At 67.8% G+C, this 20734-nt stretch carries 15 protein-coding genes; 6 read left to right on the top strand and 9 right to left on the bottom strand.

The features are described 5' to 3' along the window. Nucleotides 1–192: 192 nt before the first annotated feature. A complete protein-coding gene (locus OHA84_RS37315) occupies nt 193–720 on the bottom strand; it encodes a hypothetical protein (protein ID WP_371591277.1) in 528 nt (175 codons plus the stop codon). A 444-nt stretch (nt 721–1164) separates the two neighbouring features. Here OHA84_RS37315 and OHA84_RS37310 point away from each other — a divergent pair, with 444 nt between their 5' ends. Next, on the top strand, nt 1165–3837 hold the full coding sequence (locus OHA84_RS37310) for a Helicase associated domain protein (protein ID WP_332881075.1): 2673 nt from the start codon (nt 1165–1167) through the stop codon (nt 3835–3837). A gap of 88 nt (nt 3838–3925) precedes the next feature. On the opposite strand, the gene OHA84_RS37305 is transcribed toward OHA84_RS37310, so the two are convergent. Then, complete coding sequence (locus OHA84_RS37305) at nt 3926–5155, bottom strand: hypothetical protein (protein WP_266976867.1); 1230 nt, start codon at nt 5153–5155, stop codon at nt 3926–3928. An 853-nt stretch (nt 5156–6008) separates the two neighbouring features. Next, nucleotides 6009–10115, bottom strand: a complete 4107-nt coding sequence (locus tag OHA84_RS37300; protein WP_266976869.1) for a polymorphic toxin-type HINT domain-containing protein — start codon at nt 10113–10115, stop codon at nt 6009–6011. Nucleotides 10116–10597: 482 nt separating this feature from the next. Between OHA84_RS37300 and OHA84_RS37295 the strand changes: the two genes are divergently transcribed. The 3 genes from OHA84_RS37295 to OHA84_RS37285 all read left to right on the top strand — a co-directional run bounded on the left by OHA84_RS37295 (nt 10598) and on the right by OHA84_RS37285 (nt 13952). Next, a complete protein-coding gene (locus OHA84_RS37295; protein ID WP_266976871.1) occupies nt 10598–11101 on the top strand; it encodes a hypothetical protein in 504 nt (167 codons plus the stop codon). A 307-nt stretch (nt 11102–11408) separates the two neighbouring features. After that, the gene (locus tag OHA84_RS37290; protein ID WP_266976873.1) at nt 11409–12929 is read left to right on the top strand and encodes a trypsin-like serine protease; all 1521 of its coding nucleotides are present in this window, start codon (nt 11409–11411) and stop codon (nt 12927–12929) included. 345 nt (nt 12930–13274) lie between these two features. Continuing rightward, the gene (locus OHA84_RS37285; RefSeq protein WP_371591568.1) at nt 13275–13952 is read left to right on the top strand and encodes an HNH endonuclease family protein; all 678 of its coding nucleotides are present in this window, start codon (nt 13275–13277) and stop codon (nt 13950–13952) included. Nucleotides 13953–14098: 146 nt separating this feature from the next. On the opposite strand, the gene OHA84_RS37280 is transcribed toward OHA84_RS37285, so the two are convergent. The 4 genes from OHA84_RS37280 to OHA84_RS37265 all read right to left on the bottom strand — a co-directional run bounded on the left by OHA84_RS37280 (nt 14099) and on the right by OHA84_RS37265 (nt 17059). Further along, nucleotides 14099–14713 (bottom strand): hypothetical protein, encoded by a 615-nt coding sequence (locus OHA84_RS37280; RefSeq protein ID WP_266976877.1) that lies wholly within the window; start codon nt 14711–14713, stop codon nt 14099–14101. 376 nt (nt 14714–15089) lie between these two features. Then, nucleotides 15090–15551, bottom strand: coding sequence for a lamin tail domain-containing protein (locus OHA84_RS37275; protein ID WP_266976879.1), 462 nt, complete (start codon nt 15549–15551; stop codon nt 15090–15092). Between the two features lie 423 nt (nt 15552–15974). Continuing rightward, a complete protein-coding gene (locus OHA84_RS37270) occupies nt 15975–16523 on the bottom strand; it encodes a transposase (protein WP_266976089.1) in 549 nt (182 codons plus the stop codon). Further along, nucleotides 16520–17059: a winged helix-turn-helix domain-containing protein gene (locus OHA84_RS37265; RefSeq protein ID WP_266975805.1), complete on the bottom strand. Its 540-nt coding sequence runs from the start codon at nt 17057–17059 to the stop codon at nt 16520–16522. Before OHA84_RS37265 ends, OHA84_RS37270 begins: the two co-directional genes overlap by 4 nt. A 480-nt stretch (nt 17060–17539) precedes the next feature. Here OHA84_RS37265 and OHA84_RS37260 point away from each other — a divergent pair, with 480 nt between their 5' ends. Further along, nucleotides 17540–17749: a hypothetical protein gene (locus OHA84_RS37260; RefSeq protein ID WP_159041360.1), complete on the top strand. Its 210-nt coding sequence runs from the start codon at nt 17540–17542 to the stop codon at nt 17747–17749. Nucleotides 17750–18126: 377 nt separating this feature from the next. Here the strand turns inward: OHA84_RS37260 and OHA84_RS37255 are convergent, their stop codons facing one another. After that, nucleotides 18127–18669 (bottom strand): excalibur calcium-binding domain-containing protein, encoded by a 543-nt coding sequence (locus OHA84_RS37255; protein WP_078998823.1) that lies wholly within the window; start codon nt 18667–18669, stop codon nt 18127–18129. 660 nt (nt 18670–19329) lie between these two features. After that, nucleotides 19330–19500, bottom strand: a complete 171-nt coding sequence (locus tag OHA84_RS37250; protein WP_266975807.1) for a hypothetical protein — start codon at nt 19498–19500, stop codon at nt 19330–19332. A gap of 77 nt (nt 19501–19577) precedes the next feature. On the opposite strand from OHA84_RS37250, the gene OHA84_RS37245 reads away from it, so the two are divergent. After that, on the top strand, nt 19578–20543 hold the full coding sequence (locus tag OHA84_RS37245; RefSeq protein ID WP_266975809.1) for a hypothetical protein: 966 nt from the start codon (nt 19578–19580) through the stop codon (nt 20541–20543). Nucleotides 20544–20734 lie beyond the last annotated feature (191 nt).

Genomic DNA, 20734 nt, shown 5'->3' with positions numbered 1-20734 from the left:
GTGGCCGTGGCGATGGGGTCGGGTGGTGCGGGCTAGTGGGAGCTTTAGTGGGGGAGTTGGGGTCCGCTGCGCTCTCCCGCCAGATAGTCCTTCCGGCTGCGCCTCCAGGACCGTTGAAGCCCACTGCGTGGGCTCCGCCAGCCAAGGAGGGCGGGGCGGTCTTTCGATCGCTGGTCCGGGCTTCGGGGCCTGTCAGGGGCCTGCGGTCCACTCCTCGTCCGGGATGAACTCCTCCCACGCGCCCCAGGTCCATCCGCTGTACATCAGCAAGGGGCGACTCAAAACAACGTCTCCGACCCTGACCCTGCGCAGAACGAGACCATACTGCTGCAGTGCCGGGTCTCCCGAGGGAAGCCATGACGCCTTCATGCCGTGCTGTTTCGCGTAGTCGTGGAAGCGTTCCAGTGTGGGTGACCACAGCCCTCCCGCCGGCTCTCCGATCGACTGTCCCACCAGTGAAATTCCGCCGAGGGTGACCTGCGGGCCTGTCAGTGCCGACAAGGCCACCGCCGCGAGGTGACCCGCGGTCGTGTAGTACGCGCTGACACCTTGGCGGGGAAAGTGCTCATGCCCGACTGCACCAAGACGGTCATCGTCGTCCGCAGTCGACCGGCCCAGCGCGGCCGCGACCTCACTTCGGCGCATCCCGAACTCCAGCATCCCCACCGCCACGAGCGGGGTCCAGGACCAGTGGTCACGATCCATGTCCGACTTCACCACAACAGACTCCTCGCTTGTTTATGTCGGTTCCCGAGAGTCACTGCATCAAAATTGATTCAGCATGTACCATTGGCAGAAGAAGGCGACATGCTGCATCGTTTCCACTATTCAATCCAAGTACTCCAATTCATTCGAGGTGGATCGCACTGTCCAGATTCAACAGCATCTTCGATTGAATAGTCGCCGAAGTACACGCAGTCCGGGTAAACCGGCTGCGCCCCGTACCAGCAGCCCAAAATGACCACTCCGAGAGCCAGGGAGGCCAGCAGGTGCTTCCACGTGGGAGGACCGGAGACAGGGCTGATCATGGGCACGAGCATACGGGCCCTCGCCTGGCCCACCCTGTCGGGGCCAGCCTCACGATCAACCACCCGAGAGACCACGCGTCGGCTCGCCGGAAAAGTCTATAGCCTCGCACAAAAATCCTGGAAGGGATGGCCTGGTATGTACGGTGTTCAGCTCAGGGAACACCAAGTCGACCAGAAGTCGGCGTTCCGAAAGTGGGTGGGATTTCCTGCAAGGTCATCTGTACCCTCTCAGGGGGCTCGGGGCACGATCGTCTCCGCTACCGGGTCGGGCAAGACGATCACAGCCGCCGCGTGCGCGCTGGAGTGCTTCCCGGGCGGCCGGATCCTCGTGACCGTGCCGACCCTGGACCTGCTCGCGCAGACCGCCCAAGCGTGGCGCCTGGTGGGCCACACCGCGCCGATGGTCGCGGTGTGCTCGCTGGAGAACGACGCGGTGCTCAACTCGCTGGGGGTGCGCACCACCACCAACCCGATCCAGCTCGCCCTGTGGGCCGCGACCGGCCCGGTCGTCGTGCTCGCCACGTACGCCTCCCTCGTGGACCGTGAGGACATCGACGCAGCCGAGGGCCAGCGGAAGATGCGCGGGCCGCTGGAGGCCGCCCTGGCGGGCGGGGAACGGCTGTACGGGCAGCAGATGGCCCCGTTCGACCTCGCGATCGTGGACGAGGCCCATGGAACCGCCGGCGATCTCGGGCGGCCGTGGGCGGCGATCCACGACAACCAGCGGATCCCGGCCGACTTCCGGCTCTACCTCACCGCCACCCCGCGCATCCTCGCAGCAGCCCGCCCCCAGAAGGGCGCGGACGGCCAGGAGGCGGAGATCGCGTCCATGGCCGACGACCCGGACGGCACCTACGGCGCGTGGCTCGCAGAGCTCGGGCTCTCGGAGGCAATCGAGCGCGAGATCCTTGCGGGCTTCGAGATCGACGTCCTGGAGATCCGCGACCCCTCCCCCATCCTCGGGGAGTCGGAAGAGGCGCGGCGGGGCCGGCGCCTGGCGCTCCTGCAGACCGCACTTTTGGAGCACGCGGCGACGTACAACTTGCGTACGGTCATGACGTTCCACCAGAAGGTGGAGGAGGCCGCCGCGTTCGCGGAGAAGCTGCCCGAGACCGCCGCCGCGCTGTACATGAACGACGCGTCCGACGCCGACCTGGCCGCAGCCAACAGGCTGCCGAAGTCGTCGATCGACGCGGAGTTCTACGAACTCGAGGCCGGCCGCCACGTACCGCCGGACCGCGTGTGGTCGGCGTGGCTGTGCGGCGACCACCTCGTGTCCGAGCGGCGCGAGGTCCTGCGCCAGTTCGCCAACGGCATCGACGCGGCCGGGCGCCGGGTCCACCGCGCTTTCCTCGCGTCCGTTCGCGTACTTGGGGAGGGCGTCGACATCACCGGCGAGCGGGGCGTGGAAGCCGTCTGCTTCGCCGATACCCGCGGCTCGCAGGTCGAGATCGTCCAGAACATCGGCCGCGCCCTGCGGCTCAACCGCGACGGCAGCACGAAGGTCGCCCGCATCATCGTGCCGGTGTTCCTGGCCCCGAACGAGGACCCCACCGACATGGTCGCCAGCGCCAGCTACCGACCCCTCGTAGCGGTCCTCCAAGGCCTCCGCAGCCATGACGAACGACTCGTCGAACAGCTCGCCTCCCGCGCCCTCACCAGCGGCAAGCGCAAAGTCCACGTCCAGCGTGACGAAGACGGGCGGATCACCGGGGCCGGCGGTGAGAGCGACGGCGAGGACCAGGAGGACGGAGTCGACGCCGCTGCTGAGTCGGCCCTGCTCCACTTCTCCAGCCCGCGCGACGCCGCCACCATCGCCGCGTTCCTGCGCACCCGCGTCTACCGGCCCGAGTCGCTGGTGTGGCTGGAGGGCTACCAAGCCCTCATCCGCTGGCGGAAGGAGAACAAGATCACCGGCATCCACGCCGTCCCCTACGACACCGAGGTCGAATTGGGGGTCACCAAGGACTTCCCCCTCGGCCGATGGGTCCACCAACAGCGCAAGGCCCTGCGCGCCGGCGAACTCGAGGAACGGCGCAAGACCCTGCTCGACGCCCCGGAGGCTGGCATGGTGTGGGAGCCCGGCGAGGAAGCGTGGGAGGCCAAGCTCGCCGCCCTGCGGTCGTACCGGCGGGCCACCGGACACCTCGCACCCCGACAGGACGCGATGTGGGGCGAAGGCGAGGCGATGGTGCCCATCGGGCAACACATGGCCAACCTCCGACGCAAGGGCGCAAAGAACGGCCTCGGAAAAAACGAGGACACCGCGACGACCCGGGCGGCGCAGCTCACCGCGATCGACGAGGACTGGGACTGCCCGTGGCCACTGGACTGGCAACGCCACCACCGCGTCCTCGCCGACCTGGTCGACGCCGACGGCATACTGCCCTACATCGCACCCGGCGTCACCTTCGACGGCGACGACATCGGCAAATGGCGGTGGCGGCAGCAAGAACCGGGCACCTGGGCGCAGCTGTCGACCGAGCAGCAGGAACGGCTGACCGCACTGGGCATCCAGGCCCCTGAGGCCCCGTCTCCCGCGCCTGCGGCAGCGCGTACCACGAAGGGTCCGAGCAAGGCGCAGCAGGCATTCCAGCGAGGGCTGACAGCGCTCGCGCAGTGGGTCGAGCGGGAAGGCACAGACCGACCAGTGCCACGCGCGCACGGCGAGGAGATCGCGGTCGAGGGTGAGGCGGAGCCCGTGGTCGTGAAACTCGGCGTATGGATCACCAACACCAAGCAGCGGCGCGGAAAACTCACCGCCGAGCAACTCAACGCACTACGAGAACTCGGCATTGTGTGGGCATGAGACATGAGTGCTGCAGCTTGGGGTTGAGGCGTTCGTGGCGCATGGACGCGGAGGTACCTGCCCGCCACTTGGTTGAGGTCTTTGGTCGTCAGCCCTCTCCGCGGGCTATCAGATGCCAAGGCTCCCAGTTGGACAGTCGCCATTGCCCGGGCCATGGATCGGGGCGCGGGAGGGCGCGGTCGTCTTCCCTGATCCATCTCAGTCCGGCTGTGCTTGTTCGGCCGTCGGGGTGGGTTAGACGGACGGTCACCGTGCACGCTGCGGGCATGTCGTGCCCGACAGCGACGATCTCAAATGATGCGAGGGGAAGGTCCTGGTAGACGCGGCGTACTTCGCTGCGTGCCGCCTTGCCGTGCTTGGTGTGCAGGTCACGGCTGATGAGGTCGCTCAGGGATCCGTAGTTGCTGCGGACCCAGTACGTCAACAAACGCTCGGAGAGGTCGTAGGCGGGGTGAGCGGTAAACGCCTCGCTGTCGGAAAGAAGCTCCTGTGGTGACCACTGTTCGTTGAGGCGGTTGATCTGCGCCTGGTCGATGAGCTGCCCGAAGGTGTCCTTGAGCTGCTTTCCCAGCTCGGACCAAGTAGGGGGCTCGGCAACTTCCTGCTGTTCCTTCTGTGTGGCGCGTGCCCAGTCGGCGACGGCGAACAGCCGGTTCCATGCCTTGGTGGCAACGATGATGTTGTCGTAGTTGAGGATGCTGCCGTGCACGATGCCGTTGCGGTACAGCTCGTAGACCGGTTCTTCCTTCGTATTTGTGCGGCCTTTGGTGAAGGTGCGGTGGGCATGCTGGAGGCCGCGGTGGTGGCCCACGACGCTGTCCCAGGCGTGTAGTTCCTCCGGGGTTCGGGCATGCAGGCCGCGGCGTACGGTCTCGAACTCGTTGACGAACCCGTCCATGACACTCAGCAGGACCTGAACGCAGGAGTAGAAGCGGCCGGCGAAGTAGTCCTCCTGGGCCTTCTCCACCAGGGGCAGGCGGCGGCGCATCGCGGACAGGTCTCGCAGCGGTCCGAGCATGAGGCGGAGGTGTTCGCGGTCGTTGTAGTGGTCGATGAGCATCTTCTCGGCCTGGTCCGGATCCTCGGGCGCTTCGGCGAGGAGGGCGCGCACCGCCGTCAGTGACAAGTGGTCGTGGAAGATCCAGTGCTTGTCGCTGAGCAGTTCGTAGAAGGCGTCGACGGTCCCGGCAAGCTCGTGCATGTCCCGTTCGATCGACTTGATCCGCGCCCTCATGGGCCACGCGAACAGGCGCAGGGCCTTCAGCTGTCGTTCCGATTCCAGGAACGAGGGGAGATCGCGAGCCGAGGCGTAGGACATGGGTTGGATTGTACGAAGTAGCACTGACAACGCCGCCAGGATTCCGACCGCCCCCATGCCCGCCCCCTCAGAGCGCCGTCGGCCCCAGCATCGCTGGCCAAGCCGCTCCACAAAAGCGACGCTCCGGGCCCGTGCCAGCCCATTCAACTGGCCTTCTCCCAAGTCCACTGCCTCGCTGCTCGCGAAGCAGCAGAATCGGAATGTCGACGCAACCTGCGATACGGGAGGGAGAGATACTCATGGGGGTGAAGAACGTGAGCGGTGAAGGGGAGGTGGTAGCCGTCGGCTCGCCCCGGTTCGCTCTCCACGCTCTGGGATGGCGAGCTTTCAGGACTTGTGCGTAACCGTGCTGCGCGGGGTGTGGGGACAGCCGACGCAGGCATTTGCCGACTCCAACGACGGGGGTCGGGACGGCGCGCCTTCTACGGCGTCTGGCAGCCGCCGAACGATCCTGACGAGACGCATGACAATTCGCTTGGCCGCACATTCGGCACGCAGAAGACCTTGGAAAAAGTTAGGAATTCCTGGAAGCAAATCATACCCTGCAGCTACATACGTTCCTCATTCGACCCAGCCAGTACGCCGCAAAACCTCGTCTGGACTTTCCAAGGCAGAGGCAATCCACCACAGATCCTGAGTTCATCGCCATGAGCGCAGGCTATCGGACCGAGGTTCCGGCGCTCCAGCCGACACCACGCGAAGCCAGCGTCTCCCACCTGCGAACTGATCTCGCACCCCAAATATCCAAAACAGGGGGCACCGCTCATTTCACGGGTCGACTTTCATCGCGTTGATCGAATCAGAATGTGCTGGGGAGGATTCCTACACAATCAACCTCCCCAGCACACCATGGCTACTTCTTCCGCTTCCGCTTTCCCTTCAACGGCTCACAGTAGTCATTACTCCCGGAAAAGTAGACACACATCTCCTGGTCTTCATACAGGATCGCAGGGACAGCCTGAAGGCAGCCCATTGGAGTCAATTTCGGCTGCGGCACCTCGGGAGGCTTCGGGCAAACGTAATTCTTATTGATGACAAAATCAAGCTTCTCGCCCTTGGGCCCGTTCTCCGCCATCTCCCACGCCAGCTTGACCTCGGCATGATGAGCCGTACCGACGTACTCCAAGAATTCGGGGAAGTCGTCCGAGGCTTCCAAGAAGTCGCTGATCTTCTGGGAGTTGGGCGATAGTCCACTCACGATGGGGCGCTGCCAGACACGCTCTCCATCGCGGAACGCAAAGCCGGAGGTGGCGTGCCCACGCGGCGAAGGCCCGAGTTCATCCAGCGCTTTGAGGACCCAGGCGGGACACACACCGTCGGTGTTATGGACGAGGACATCGACGGAGCCGGTGTTGACGTAGTAACTGTGGAGGTCATCGACGGTCAGGTCGTAGGCGGGCTGTAGGCCGGTCCAGCGATGAGTGTCGTTGACCTCGACGGTGGTACCGACCGGCGTGCGCAGGGCGTCACCGGCGCGCAGGTCGCGTGCGTCGATCCAGCGCTTTCGGTTCTCGACCCAGTAAGGGTGGCCCGCCGTAGAGGTTATGGAGGAGCCGTCGGTGAGGGTGACGTCGGTGAAGTTGCGGTCGTCGGGAGTGCGGATGGTGCGAGTGACCGCACGGGGCCCGGTTTCCCCGGTAGTGGGGTCGGTGGCAGTGATCCGGTCACCGACTCGGATCTCCTCGATGGGCACGGATGTGCCCGCGGCCGTGAGGACCCGCGTGCCGGCGGGGAAGCTGTGTGCTGCGTTCGAGGTGAGGCATTGGACCGCGCGCCTGGTGACACGCATGTTCTTCAGGGCTTCGACGGCGTCATCGAGTTTGCCGGCGAGTTTGCCGACGAGTTTGATTTTGCCCCAGGGCGTGACTCCCGCGGCGGCGACGGTGCATCCGAAGAGGGTGGGTTCCTTGATGCAGGCCTTGATGTCGTTGAGGCCGGTGACTTCCCAGATGATGTTCCGCAGGACGGGTGCGACTTCCCCAACCGAGATCTCGGAGTTCTCAAAATCCTGGAGGCAGGGGATCAATGGAATCATGGATTCGCGGCTGGCGAACGGCCGGCAGATCCGTTTGGGCTTTGCCTTCTGCTGCTGCTGCTGCTTGCGTTCCGCCTCTGCCTGGCGGAGCGCCTCGGCCATCTCCTTCTCGACGAGGTCGCGGACAGCCGTCCAGGCGTCCTTGGCCATGGTCTCGGCTTCGTCGCGGCTTTTGCCGGCGGCGAGGGCGGACTTGTGTGCCTGCTCGGCGGAGTCGTTGGCCTGCTTGGCCGATTGCCGGGCGTAGGAGGCTGAGTCATCGGCTTGGGCGGCGGAGTTCTCGGCGTCGGATGCGTCTTGGTTGGCTCGGTCGGCGGCGTTGCGGGCTGTGGCTGCCGAGTTGTGGGCGGCGGCGGCGCTGTTGGCGGCCTTGTTCGCGGAGGCTGTGGCGTCGTTGGCTGCGGTCTGTGCCTGGCGTGCTGACTCTGCGGCCTGCCCGGCGGCCTTTTGGGCGTCGGCTGTTGCCTGGACGGCCTTGGCGGCGGCTTCGGCTGCGAGCCAGCGGTTCTTCTGGGCTTTGGCGACGATGACGTCGCCTTCGTTCAGAAGCCGGTTGATCTGGTCGACGTGGTGGGTGGCCAGGTCGTCCTTGAGGTGGGCTGTGTGCTGGCCGGTGGCGATGAAGTCGTGGAGGCTCGCGGGCGATCCCGCGAGGGCGATTTTGGCGGCGGCTTTTGCTTCCTCGCCGCCGATGTTGGTCAGCTGGGCCGCGGCGACCCGCTCGTCCGCCATACGGGCCGCGTACTGGCCCGCCTGGAGGAAGACGGCGAGGGCCTTTCCGCTGCCGTTGGTGAGGGCTTTTTGGGCGGCTTCCTTGACGTGTGTTCCGCCGGTGTTGGTGTAGCGGGCCACCTCCACCCGCATCTCGGTGTACCCGGCGGTGAAGCGGCCTTCGTTCAGGAACGCTTCGACTTGTTCGGGGGTGCCCTTCAGTGCCTCTGTGGCGGCGGTGCGGACGGAGGGGTGGGGGCTTTGTGTGCTGAGGTTGGCGACGCGCTGACGGGCGTCGCTGTGGTTGGCTTCCTTCCAGCGGGTGCGCAGGTAGTCCAGGACGTCTTGGTCGGTTCCGGACAGGGCGCGTGCGGCGGCGTCCTGGTGCCAGGGCCCGAGGAGCTTCATCGCCTGCATGGCGAGCTGGCGGCCCTTGGTGGCCGTCGCCTTGACGTCGACGTCGGGTCGCGCGGCTTCTGTGGCCAGGGAGGTCGCGGTGTCGTTGAGGGACAGGGCCTGGACCTGGAGGGAGGCGGATGCGGAGACCTGGGCTTCGCTTTCCGCTTTCAGGCTCATGGCGCGTTCGATCGCCGCCTGAGTGCGGGTCTCCAGGGCGCCGGCTTCGATTTCTCTGGCCAGGCTCGCGACTTCCTTGGCCTTGGTCACGGCTGCGGCCGCGGTGTCGGCGGCGTTCTTGGCGGCTTCCGCGTTCTTCTGTGCCTGGGCGCTGTAGGTCGCGGCTACGCCGGCGTGTTCAGCGGCGTCGTCGGCGTAGTCGGCTGCCTTGTTGGCGTGGGCGGCGGCGGAGTTCGCGGCGTCGCGTGCGCCGTATGCGGCGTCGGCGGCGCGGCGGGCGAAGCCGGCGGAGCGGTTGGCGGCGGCGTTGGCCGCGTTGGCGTGGCGGCGGGCTTCGATGGCTGCCTGGCGCGCTTCCGTAGAGTGGGCGCCCGCCGCGTCGGCGTAGTCGTTGGCTTGTTCGGCGGCTGCGGCGGCGGCCAGAGCGTTGGCTGAGGCTCCCTTGGCCGCGTCGGAGGCCAGGGCGGCCGCGGCGGAGGCGCGACCGGCGTTCTGGGCCGCCACGGCGGACTGGGTGGCGAACTGGGCTGCTGCGCGGGCGCCGGCGGCGGCCGTCCTTGCGGCGTCCGCCTTGGAGGCGTCGCCGGCCGCGGCCACGGCCGCGTTGTGGGCCGTGTTCGCGGCGTCGGCTGCCGCGGCCGCGGCGGAGGCGGTCTGGGCGGCGGCGAGCGCGGCTCTGCGGGCGGCGCGGTTGGCGGCGTTGGCGGAGCCGATGGCTTCCTGGGCCGCCTGGGCGGCGGCGCGGGCGGCTTCGGCTGCCTGGGCCGCCTTGACCGCGGCCCGCTTGGCGTCGTTCTTCGCCGCTTGCGTCTCCGCGGCGGCCTTCGTGGCCGCTTCCTTGGCCAGGTTCGATGCCTGTACGGCCTTGTTGGACGCTTCCTCAGCCTGTTTCGTGGCGTCCTCGGCCTGCTTGCCGGCCGCTTGTGCCTGCGCGGTCAGCTCCGCGATGGTCGCGTGCTCCTGGTCGCGGTTGCGGGCGGTGAACTGACCGACCTCCAGGAACTCGACGATGTCCTCGGGCGTGCCCTGCAACGCCGCCCGTGCCGCGGCCTGGACGTTCGGGCCGCCGGTGCTGGTCATACGGGCCACTTCGACCCGGTTGTCCGTCTCCTGGGCGGTGTACTGGTCCTGTTGCAGGAACGTCTCGCGGTCGGCGTAGCTGCCCTTGAGAGCGGCCTCGCCAGCCTGACGCACGCGAGGTCCGCCGATTTGCACCAGGCGGGCGATGTCGACCCTGCGGTCGGCATCCTGCGGCTGCTCGAGACCCTTCAGGAGGAAGTCCCGCAACTCGGCAGGCGTCTTATGCAACGCCGCCACCGCCGCCTCGCGCACGCGCGGCCCACCGGTCATCGCCAGCCGTGCGGTCTCCACACGGTTGTCGGCGTGCTCGATCCCCTCGGCCTCGTCGAGGAACTTGCGGACCGCATCGTCGCCGCCGAGCAGCGCCTGCTCGGCGGCTTCCTTGAGGCCGCGGCCGCCGGTCTGCCAGTAGCCGACCACGTATGGCCGTGCCTGTTGAGGCGTCAGCCCCGGCTCCTCGGCGGCGACAGCCGCAGGCGTCGTGCCGAGCAGCCCCGTCAGCAGGCCGGCCGAAAGTATTACGCGCAGTGTGCGGCGACGGGCCGTGAATGTTCTCAACGCATCCGGTACAGATTTCCGGAAGAGCGAATTCCGATTGATGGCGCACCCCCCTCATCGTTGAATAGGAAGACAGCCCTGGGCAGGTCTGAACCGCGCGGCGGTCGATTCACATGCGGAAGGAACCCCTGCCCGCAACAGGTCAGGTTGCAGGCGGATTAGCGGTCTCATCCCAGGACGGAAGTGATGATCGTACAGGCCTCGAACTGCCGCTTTGCACCCATACCCGTGTGCTCGTTTGTGCACTTCAGGTGCCGTTTGGGTCAGTTCGGCCCGTAGATACACGCGGTAACCCGAAGCCATTCCTCGCGTAACGATGGCCCGCGGTTGCGGCGGCCCGGATCTCCGACTTGAATAATCAGATCGAGCCTTGAGATCCGAATCACAGACGCGCCGGCGAATCGAAGATCACAGGTGTGGTTGAATTTGCTTCAATCCACTGGGGCACCCCTATGTTCCATTCCCATTTCGAAGGGCCTCTTATGCCGACAGCTCGTACCCGCAAGTTCTTCATGTTCGGCCTGGCGGCAGCCTGTGCCGGAACCCTCGGCACGGCTCCGACCGTCTCGGCCGCCCCGGCGCCTGCGGTCAGTGCGGCGACTCCTGGCGAGATGCCGTACGCCATCGACAACTTCGCCTACCCGAACGCGGCGAAGATCAAGGCAGAGACGACTCACCTCGTCCTCAAGCGAGGCAATGGCCGGCTCGTCTACACGGCCTGCACGGGCTCGGAGGACCTGAAGATCGAAAGCACCGAGGGGCAGATGTTCTACTGCTTCGACGTCAAGGCCAAGCCGGCCTTCGTTCAGTTGGAGCTGCCCTCCGCCTACGGCATCTGGACCAAGACCGACCCGGTCAAGGTCACCATTAAGGCCGACGACAAGACCAGCCTTCTCGACGCACCCGCCAACCGCTTCACGGGTTACGGCGAGGCCGGCAGTGCGGGCGGAGCCGTCTCCACTCTCATCGAACTCCGCGTCAACTAACCCTTCCGCCTCCAGAAACTCCCGGCGCACCGCACCGCACCGCACCGCATCGCTCGCGCCGGCGTCGCCGGAAGCCCAGGATGGAACCGGCACTTCCTTCAAGGGCCGCGCTCCCGCCGTCGAGACCGCCATTCCTGCCGCGCATCGCGGTCGTCACCGCCGCTCCGCCTCCGGCGTCGAGGGCATTGCTTCCGAGACCCACGGCCGGCAGCCCGGCAAATCACCTGCCACTGACACTTCTGCACGCCGCAGCCCCAGCACTCCGGAGCCCACCGCACCCGCAGGGCTCCGCTTTCGAAGAGGAACCATGTCCCATACCCGCTCGCGCCCGACGCGGTTTGCCGCTCTCGCCGTCGCCGGAGTCTCCGCCTCCCTCCTCCTGGCCGGCACCGCAGCCGCGCTCGTCGGAGGGTCTGTCGCCGCCGGCGAGCACTCCTACACCGCGCGGCTCACCATCGGCCCCGAGGACACCGCAAGATCCTGCACGGCCACCCTGATCGATCAGAGCTGGGTCGTCACCGCCGCCAGCTGCTTCGCCGCCACACCCGGCGACACCGTTCCCGCGGGCAAGCCCCAACAGAGCGCCACCGTCACCTTCAACAGCGGTCAGGTGGCGACGATCACCGACCTCAAACCGCGCGCCGGCCGCGACCTGGTCCTGGGCCGACTGGACAAACCCATCACGGCCATCACCCCGGCCAACCTCGCCACCACCGCCCCCACCGCGGACAGCGAGGTCTCCTCCGCCGGCTACGGATACACCCAGACCCTGTGGGGACTGGGCGTCAACAAGCCCAACAAGGCCGCCTTCAAAGTGACCGCGGTCAACACCGCGACCGTGGACATCGTCGGCAAGAGCGCGAACGACGCCATCTGCAAGGGCGACACCGGAGCCCCGATCCTCAACGCCGCCGGCGACGTCGTCGCCGTCGCCAGCCGCTCCTGGCAAGGAGGCTGCATCGGCGAGAGTGAGACCCGCACCAACGCCATCACCGCGCGAACCGACGATGTCGCCGGATGGATCCAACAGATCCGCCTGGCCACCATCCTTCCCGACGTGACGCAGGTGATGACCACCGCCGACCTCAACAAGGACGGCCGCTCCGACATCGTCGCGGTCACCGGAAACGGGAACCTCCACGCCGCCTACGGCCTCCCCGACGGCACGTTCGCCTACGGCCGACCCCTGTGGAATCTCGACGGCAGCTGGAAGTCCGTGGCCGAGATCATCGGTGGCGATTTCAACGGCGACGGCAACATGGACATCGCGGCCGTTTGGGGTACGGGCACCCTTCAACTCTACGTGGGCAAGACCGACGGCACCCTGGCCGCCGACAAGAAGATGTGGCCTGGCAACACCAACTGGCAGGACATGCTCCAGCTGGCCCGCTTCAAGGTCGACAACTCCGGCCGCGACGGACTCCTGGCCATCTGGAACACCGGCGAAATGTACGCCTACAACACCGGCACGAACGGCCTCCTCAACGAGCAGAAGCGCCAGATGTGGCCCGACAAGTCATGGAAGACCATGAAGCTCCTGACCACGGGCGACCTCAACACCGACACCCGCGACGACATCGTCGCCGTCACCCCCGGCGGCTCCCTCATGCGCTACGACCAAAACGCCCAAGGCGGCCTCAACAGCGGTGTCAACATCTGGCCCAACAACAGCTGGGCCGTCAACAACGCCAAAATCTTCGCCGGTGACTACGACGGCGACAAGAAGGTCGACCTCCTCAGCCACTGGACCACCGAACTCCGCTTCTACAAGGGCGACGGCACCGGCCTCTTCACAACCGGCATCAAGATCTGGCCGATGAACCCCTAACCACCCCGAGACTGCCAACCCTGGCCGCCCAGCCGCTGCCAGAACCCCACCACATCGGCTGGGCCCCGGCCTGCCACACTCCGGAGCCCAGCCGCCACACCCATGCAGCCGCTCGACCGGCATCACACAAACCTTTGGCGTACGGGGCGATCAAAGCCGACAACCGCTCGCAGGGGCACGAGCGACCGTGGGCGGGAGTCGGGGGCGCGCGCGTTCACGCCTCTCTGTGTCTGGATCCGGCGAGGTGCAGTGTCGTTTCGTCGGTGAACCTGTCGCCTCGGCCGGGTGAACCGGGCTCCCGGGGGTGTTCCTGATGCCGCCTCGGCCGGTACAACCAGCCTCATGATGATCATGAAGTGGGCCGCGACCGCAGCCGCCGCGGCGCTCGCCCTGTCCCTCCCCGCCACCACCGCCCACGCCGCCGAACAGCGGCCGACCGCCGCTCCGCAGATCGTGCCGATCGGCGTCGCGGTGTCCGCGCTCCAGCTCGCAATCGAGGATCGGACCGGATACCAGCGCACCTCCTTCAAGCACTGGAACGCGGGCGCGAACCCGTCGGACGGCTGCAACACCAGGTTGGAGGTGCTAATCGCGGAGGCAGTCGAGGCCCCCGAGATCGGCCCCGGTTGCACGCTGACGGGTGGGGTGTGGTGGTCGTACTACGACGAACGGCCCGTGACCCCGGCCGGGGCGCTGGACATCGACCACATGGTCCCGTTGGCCGAGGCCTGGGACAGCGGAGCCTCCGCGTGGACGGCGGCGCGCCGGGAGGCGTATGCGAACGACCTCGGTCAGGAGACGTCGCTGGTGGCGGTGACGGCCCGTTCGAACCGTCAGAAGTCCGACCAGGATCCGGCGGAGTGGCTGCCGCCGTCCGCGGACGCGCTGTGCCGCTACGGCGCGGAGTGGACCGCGACCAAGCTCCGCTGGGGCCTGGCCGTCGACGAACTGGAGCGCGACCGGCTGCTCGACATCGCGGCCGGATGCGGCGGCACCGAGGTGGAGGTCACCCCCGCCCCGTGAGCAGACCGGCAGGGTTGAGGGCCGTCGCCCCGCACGGGCGGCGGCCCTGCGTCGTCTGCCCGTGCACGGGATCCGGCGCACGAGGTACTGCCGCGGGGAACCGGACCCGGCCCGCCGGGTACGCACGAAGTGATCTGCCCTGCCGGTCAGCCGTGGGCGTGCCAGCCTCCGAAGCGGGCCAGCAGGCCGCGGGTGGCGTCCATCGACAGGCCGAGATCAGCGGCCACCGTCTGCGGGTCCTGGTCGCGGGCGTCGTGGGCCGGCCAGTGCGCGGTGCGCTGTGCGATGAGTTCCAGGGTGCGGGCGGCTTTGAGGGCGGCGGTCGGTGAGTCCTGGGCGAGTTTCTCGATCTCGGCGGTCACGGTCTGGAAGAGGGCTTCCAACTCGGCGGGGAGGGGAATCGTGGTGCCCGCGACGGCGCGGATGTGGGCGTCCCAGTCCTCCTCGCACCGCTCCGCGGTGCGCAGTCCGCTCTCGTGGAACGGGAGGTCGCCCACTGTCGTCCAGTCGACAGTGTGCCGGGTTCCGGTCCAGCCGCAGGAACACTCCGCCCGCAGCAGGTGTGCCTTCGGGCGCGGAAGGTAGGTGCCGGCGCCGTCGTAGACGCTCCAGTGACGCACCTCCCAGCCCGAGCTGCCCGACGCCGAATCAAAGTAGACCGGCTTCGGGACCGACCCGTCATCCAGGAGCACACCCACCCGACCCTCGTGCGACCGGCCGTACTCATCCGACGTCCACGTCTCGTCCGTCTCCACAGACACCTCCAACACCGTTCAGGGCTGCGGTTCCGCGACCCCGGGACGACAATCTCGCATCCGAGGGTGCACCCGGGACCGGAATCGGCGAGTTCACTCCGGACCACGATGACGCCCCGGCGAGAAGCGGAGCGGTACACCGCCGCCGCCGGCTCTGCACCGGGCCGGCGGCCGATCAGCGGTGACGTCCAGGGACGTGTCGCCCGGCGTGCCACGCAACCGGGCCCTCGGCATCGGCCGCACCGGGAGCGTGGAACGACCTGCCGCTCTTGGCGACCGACCCGGGACATGGGTGTGTGCCGGGCGGCTGTCGGGCTGCCCGGCACACGCTCACTGCGGTTTCGACTGCCGACCGTTCACGGGCGGCCGGCCGTAGTCGCGGTTAGCGGCGGCGGCCCCAGGACTCGGTGTCGACGGTGCGGTTACGGTCGTCGCGCAGGGTGGCGGTGTCGGCGCGGTTGTCCCAGACGTGGTCGCGCTTGCCCTGGAACAGGTCGGTGCGGGTGTCGCGGCCGGATCCGGTGTGGATCCGGATGGTGGCGCGGCCGCCGATGCGGGTGTCGTTGAAGCGGTACCGGTTGCCGTCGGAGTCCCGCAGCGTCCAGCCGCGCAGGTTGACCGGCTGGCGGGTGGTGTTGCGGATCTCGACCCACTCGCCGTTCAGGGAACGATTGGAGCGGTCGTCACGCCCGGGAGCGTCGGCCTGGACCCGGGAGATCTCCACCCGCGGGTGCCGGTCATGACCCCGGTCCGCCGCGGTGGCGGGGAGTGCGGCGGCGGAGACGATGGCGCCGGCGGCGAGTACGGTCGCGGCGACACGGCGGGCGGTCGACGAAGCAGACATACGGTGACCCCTCAAGAACAGTGCTGCACCCGCCGATACGAATCTCGTAGTGGTGCGGGTGCCCGGCCCGTTGGTGGGCCGAGGACCCAAACTCTCGACCCGACACGGGGCCGACCACAGCCCCCGACGAGGCCGGTTACCGACCCCGGACATTCCCGTCACACACACCTGCAACCTACACGCAGTCCGCATGAGCGTGGCCCTGACATTCACTGACCGCTACACCCACCCAGCCCGCGCACGGCAGAATCGATCACCGCGCCCGGTAGTGCGCTCCGGGCGCACTCGTCCACCCGTCACTCAACCGGAGCAGCCAATTCCGTAACGGTCGTCCTGCACGATTCTTCGCACGCGCAGGCGGAAATCGGAGATCAGAACGAATTCGTCCGCCCATCCTGGGTGACCACCTCGCCGACTCGGCGGTTACTGAGCTTGCAGGCGTGGTGTCGGCAGCGTGAGTCCGGTACCGGTGAGGCATCCGTCGATGATGTCGCTGCGGTACTGGATCCGGCGGAGCCCGTGTCGCAGCCGGCGGATGAGGTGCTCGGGATCGGTGAAGGCGGTGTTGGCCTGGCTGGTCCGGCGGAGGATCGACCAGATGCTTTCCACCGGGTTGAAGTCGGGTGCGTAGGGCGGCAGGTGGTAGGCGTTGATCCAGTCGTGTGCATCGATGAAGGCCCGCATGCGGCGGTCTTTGTGGACGTTCAAGTTGTCCCAGATAAGGACGATCGGCCCGTCCAGCTGCTGGTGGGCGGCGATGAGGAGGTCGCGGTACTCGGTCCAGGCGAAGCTCTTACGGCCGCCGCTCTTGTGATCGGTATGCCGTTTGGGCCGGTAGATCAGGCGGGACCGTTCGCCGGGTTTGTAGCAGCACAGGGCCGCGATGGAGAAACGGCGCTGAGAACGGCCTCTCACCCGGATGACCGGAGTGGAACCCCGCCTGCCCCACGTGCGGGAGGTCGGCGGCGTCATCGAGAATCCTGCCTCGTCCTCGAAGACGAGCCAGGCCCCGAGCGCCGCCGCGGTGGTTCCAGGTGCGGCCACACCTCCTTCACCCAGCTGGCCACCGCCGCCTCGTCACGCTCGACCGCCCGACGGGCCGGAACCTGATGGCTCCAGCCACGACGCCGGAGCATCTGCGAGATCCCCGACAACGTCATGCTCTTGTGGAACCGTCGGCCGATCAGCGTCTTGATCCTGGCCAGCGTCCACCGCTGATCCGGCCAGCCGTGCGCGATCGGGCCTTTGGCCAACTCCTCCTCGAGCACGGCGAACAGCCCATCGCTCAGCTTCGGACGCGACGCCGGGCCACGGGAACGAACCGCGTCATGGCCGTTCTCCCGCCAGGCCCGCCGCCACCTCTGGACGGACCTGACACTGACCCGTAACTCCTTCGCGATCTCCGTGCTGCCCCGCCCCTCGGCGAACATCGCGACCGCTTCCATCCGGACCCGCTCACGGAAAGCTTGCCTCTCCGCGGTCAGACCCCCACCCTGCGGATACCTCATACACCCGGCATACCGCGACGATCACCAACCGTCAGCCCCTACGACAAGACGACTTCAAGGTCAGTAGCCGGCCCGTTCCTGGTGCGTCGCGGACTCGTGCCCTTCACAAGCCGTGTCAAGAGCACCGACGAACAGGCAGTCGTCCGTTCGGATCACCTGCCGGGTGGGCAGCATGGCGCGGCGGTTGAGGTCAGCGCGGAGTCAGGAAGGCGCCAACGAGCGGCCGCCGGAACAACCGCGCCGGGCATGCGCGTCATCTCGCGAACAAGCGGGAACGATTCCGCGGTGAAGCCGACATCCGAAGGACCCCAGGCCACCGAGGGACAGGGGCTGCCCGAGGGCGGGTGTTGCCGGCGGCACGAGGGGCCGGCGTATCCGAACTCCTCGCCGGTCGGGGCATGCCCAACTCAGCCCGCCCCCGCGACCTCTGAGGCGGACCGCCGCGCGCCACAGCCCCGACGCCCGTGGGAGGGTGGCCGCGTGACCACGACGACGCTGCAATGCGCGGACGCTCCCCTGCCCCCGGCCCAGGGCCTGCCCTGGGCGGTCGGTGTGGGGCGGGCCTGCGTTGCCTGCGGCAGGAAACTCACCGCCGGTGCGGTCTCCCGCGGAAAGATCTCCAGCCGGCAAGGCGTCCACAACACCGACATCGAGGTGTGGGCCTGCCCCAGGACAAGGCCCGCCTCATGAACGCGCGCGCCGCGCGACCCACCGGTGAAAAGGACGATCGGCCACCCGCCTGCAGACGGTGCGGAGCCCGGGCCCTTGCGATAGGTGGCCCCGAAGGCGGAGTCATCGTGCACGAGAGGGCCTGCCCCAACCGGCGCGAAGGCGAACCTGCAGCCCGCCCGCCCCGCACCACCTGATTCCGGCTTGCCCGGCTCGGGGTGACTGCCGAAGCGGCGGGCCCAACCATGGTGCGCCGCTCCGTCAGCCCGGGGTACGCGCCGATACGCGGGGGCACCCCCTTGGTGTGGTGCCCGGGGTCGGAACGGACACCACGCGAGTCATCCGATCTCAGGTCGCCTCCGCTTCGCCGGCGATGCCCGCGCGCGAGGGTGGCATGGTCACTCGCAGGCGATGCCGTCGCCATCGCGATCGAGGTGGCTGTCGAAACCGGGGTCCCCGCGGCGGATCGGAGCTGCCCCCGCATCCCTGACCGCCGTGCAGTTGCGGTAGTACGCCCTGCCTCCTCCCCCGCTGGTCGAACTCCCGCCTGACGAAGCCCCCACGGCCGCCGGAGCGTCATCCGAGGTCCCCGCCTTCCCGTCGTCAGCCCGCGCCGGGGCCGGGGCGTGTGGCCGGCTCGGCGGAGCCTGGGGATCCTGCGGCTGGGCCGGGGCGGCAACGGGCGGGACCGACGCCGGTGCGGAGACAGACGGCGAGACAGGTGTGGGTGATGCCGAAACGGGTGTCGGCGAAGGCGTGGAAGAGGGGGCGGCCAAGGTGGGGGCCGACGCGGTGACGGTGACGGTGACCACCGGCTGGGAACCGGGTTTCGCATCGTCGCGCACAGGCTTCGGGCCGGAGGCGGTGGCAAGCAGTACACCGAACCAGATCGAGGCCAGGACCACGGTTACCGCCCGGCCGGCCTTGTCCCAGCGGGCCATGAACGCGAGTGCGGCACCGAGTGGCGGAACCACGAGCGTGGCGAGGACAACGGCGGGAACCGCCAGCGCCGGGTGCCAGCGGCGCGGTGGGGCCGGTTGGAACGTGGCGGTATCAGCAGGAGGGAACACGAATCTCCAGACAGGACGAATGAGATGGCGAGCACCACAGCTCGTGAACATCGCGGCGCCCGCCCCGGCTTCACGGCCAGGACGGGCACGCGCTGAAGTAGTTGGAACGGGCGCCGACCGCGCTGTCGCGTACGCGGCACACGCCTTTGCGAGGTCCCGCAACACCGAGGGCAGCACGGGTATCACCCGATCAACGGCCCCGCGGGCGAACGGTTACCGGCAGCACGCCGACGGCAGCGGCCGGCACGCATGTCCCCCACCTCGCACGTCGGAGAAGCCCCTCTTGCCGGCAGGAAAGCGACTCTCCCACCAGACGGCACTCCCGCATCGTTCCGGCGATTCCCTTGTCGCTGCCGAACGGCCCCCAGCCTCCCTCACCGGAACCTCGGCGTGCCAGCAGGTAATCCGGCCCCCGGTAGACGCGCGCCAGGACGGGCTCGGGGGCGGGGACCAGGCGGGGCAGGCGCGGCGGCGCTCCTCGGCCGCGGACCGGTAGGGGCCCCGCCGAGGAGCGTCGCCAAGGGGTGCCGGTCAGGCGATGTTCGCGCAGACCGCGGTCAGGCCGCTGACCGAGGACGGGCGGGAGATCTCTCGGACCGGGGAAACAGCGGTGGCCTGATACCGCTGTCCGTAGCGGAGATACGCCGCCTCATCGGCCACCTCCTCCATCCCCACCACCTCACCGTCCACCACCATCTGCACTGGTCACACTGGCGAAGACTCAGTCAGACACGCGCCCGCGACAGCCACTACAAACAACGCGGACATACCCCTTAACTGTGATTGCAGTACTAGATGCGCTAACCGGCTCTTTCCTCAGCCTCAACACCTCTTCCGACGGGCAGAGGTACTGGACGTTCCACCACCCCACTCTCCGGGAGGGCTTCGCCACCTGGCTGGCAACTCAACCGCATCTCATGCCCATGGTCCTCGTGGGCATGACCGACGATGCGCTGCTCACCCGTACAGACTGCCTCGCCCCCGACAGCGAGCAGCGCCAGGGAACGCTCCTGCGTATCCCGCCCTCGCTCTACCCGGAGGTGGCCCGTCGCGTGGCCGCCCTACGCCAGCAGCCCCGCGAGCATCAGGAGGACTGGCTGCGGTACCACGACCGGCACAAGGCAATTCTCGTCTACCTGGGGCGTGCCAGCAGCGACGGCTTCCTGCGCGTCTACCTGTCTATGGATCCCGACATCTGCGCGGGGCTCGTGCAATTTGACGCCCCGACTGGGTACGACAGTCGTCCGCGTGTGTTGGCACGCCTCTTCCAAGCTGGCCTCCTGCCCGAAGATGTTCGACAGCAGGCCATCGCGCGCATGTCCGAGCTGGCTGTCACACAACCTGATGCTGATTGGACTGAAGAGGGAGACGGTACCTGGCCGTGGGATGTCCTTCTCACCTCTCAGGAGCGCGAGGCCATGTTCGAGCACGTGCGCCACGCACTCGTCCCCTACCTGGAAGACAGAGCTGCCGGCTGGGCGGAAGAGTTCAGCGGTAACGAGGACGACGATCCGGTCGAGAACGCCCTGTGGAAGTACGGGGAGGCGTTCCAGGAGCGACAGGACTTCGACACGGCTGCAGAGTTCGAACATGCGCGTGACAGCTACCAGCAACTTCGTGAGGTGTCAGACAACACAGACGACAGAGACTGGACTCCCAACAGATCGAGCTGGCGCGAACGGCTGGCACAAGCACGTGAGCACGCCCAGAACCGACGCAGCCTGTTCGACGACATCGACCAATGAGGGGGCGAGGACGCAGCAGCTCGGCGATGTCTCGCGCGTCTTGAGCTTGCGACACGGACGGCAGAGCGGTCACACGTTCCCGCCCGTGTCCCAACCCCCGCGCGTGACCCCGACGGGATGAAGATCGTTAGCGGGGTATGAACAACACCGCTCGGCGCACGCTCACCGCAATTGCCCTCGCGGGGGCAGCA

This window comes from Streptomyces sp. NBC_00513 (assembly GCF_041431415.1).
In the GTDB taxonomy this organism is placed as follows: domain Bacteria; phylum Actinomycetota; class Actinomycetes; order Streptomycetales; family Streptomycetaceae; genus Streptomyces.
Note: the sequence above shows the minus strand (reverse complement) of the source record. Positions and strands in the feature narration are given on the sequence as shown.

What these genes read in the sequence shown, in the direction of transcription:
- OHA84_RS37310 (WP_332881075.1), top strand. Translation starts at nt 1,165, where the DNA reads ATGTACGGTGTTCAGCTCAGGGAACACCAAGTCGACCAGAAGTCGGCG.
- OHA84_RS37275 (WP_266976879.1), bottom strand. Translation starts at nt 15,551, where the DNA reads ATGTCTGCTTCGTCGACCGCCCGCCGTGTCGCCGCGACCGTACTCGCC.
- OHA84_RS37255 (WP_078998823.1), bottom strand. Translation starts at nt 18,669, where the DNA reads ATGGCCCGCTGGGACAAGGCCGGCCGGGCGGTAACCGTGGTCCTGGCC.
- OHA84_RS37290 (WP_266976873.1), top strand. Translation starts at nt 11,409, where the DNA reads ATGTCCCATACCCGCTCGCGCCCGACGCGGTTTGCCGCTCTCGCCGTC.
- OHA84_RS37305 (WP_266976867.1), bottom strand. Translation starts at nt 5,155, where the DNA reads ATGTCCTACGCCTCGGCTCGCGATCTCCCCTCGTTCCTGGAATCGGAA.
- OHA84_RS37285 (WP_371591568.1), top strand. Translation starts at nt 13,275, where the DNA reads ATGATCATGAAGTGGGCCGCGACCGCAGCCGCCGCGGCGCTCGCCCTG.
- OHA84_RS37265 (WP_266975805.1), bottom strand. Translation starts at nt 17,059, where the DNA reads ATGAGGTATCCGCAGGGTGGGGGTCTGACCGCGGAGAGGCAAGCTTTC.
- OHA84_RS37295 (WP_266976871.1), top strand. Translation starts at nt 10,598, where the DNA reads ATGCCGACAGCTCGTACCCGCAAGTTCTTCATGTTCGGCCTGGCGGCA.
- OHA84_RS37270 (WP_266976089.1), bottom strand. Translation starts at nt 16,523, where the DNA reads ATGACGCCGCCGACCTCCCGCACGTGGGGCAGGCGGGGTTCCACTCCG.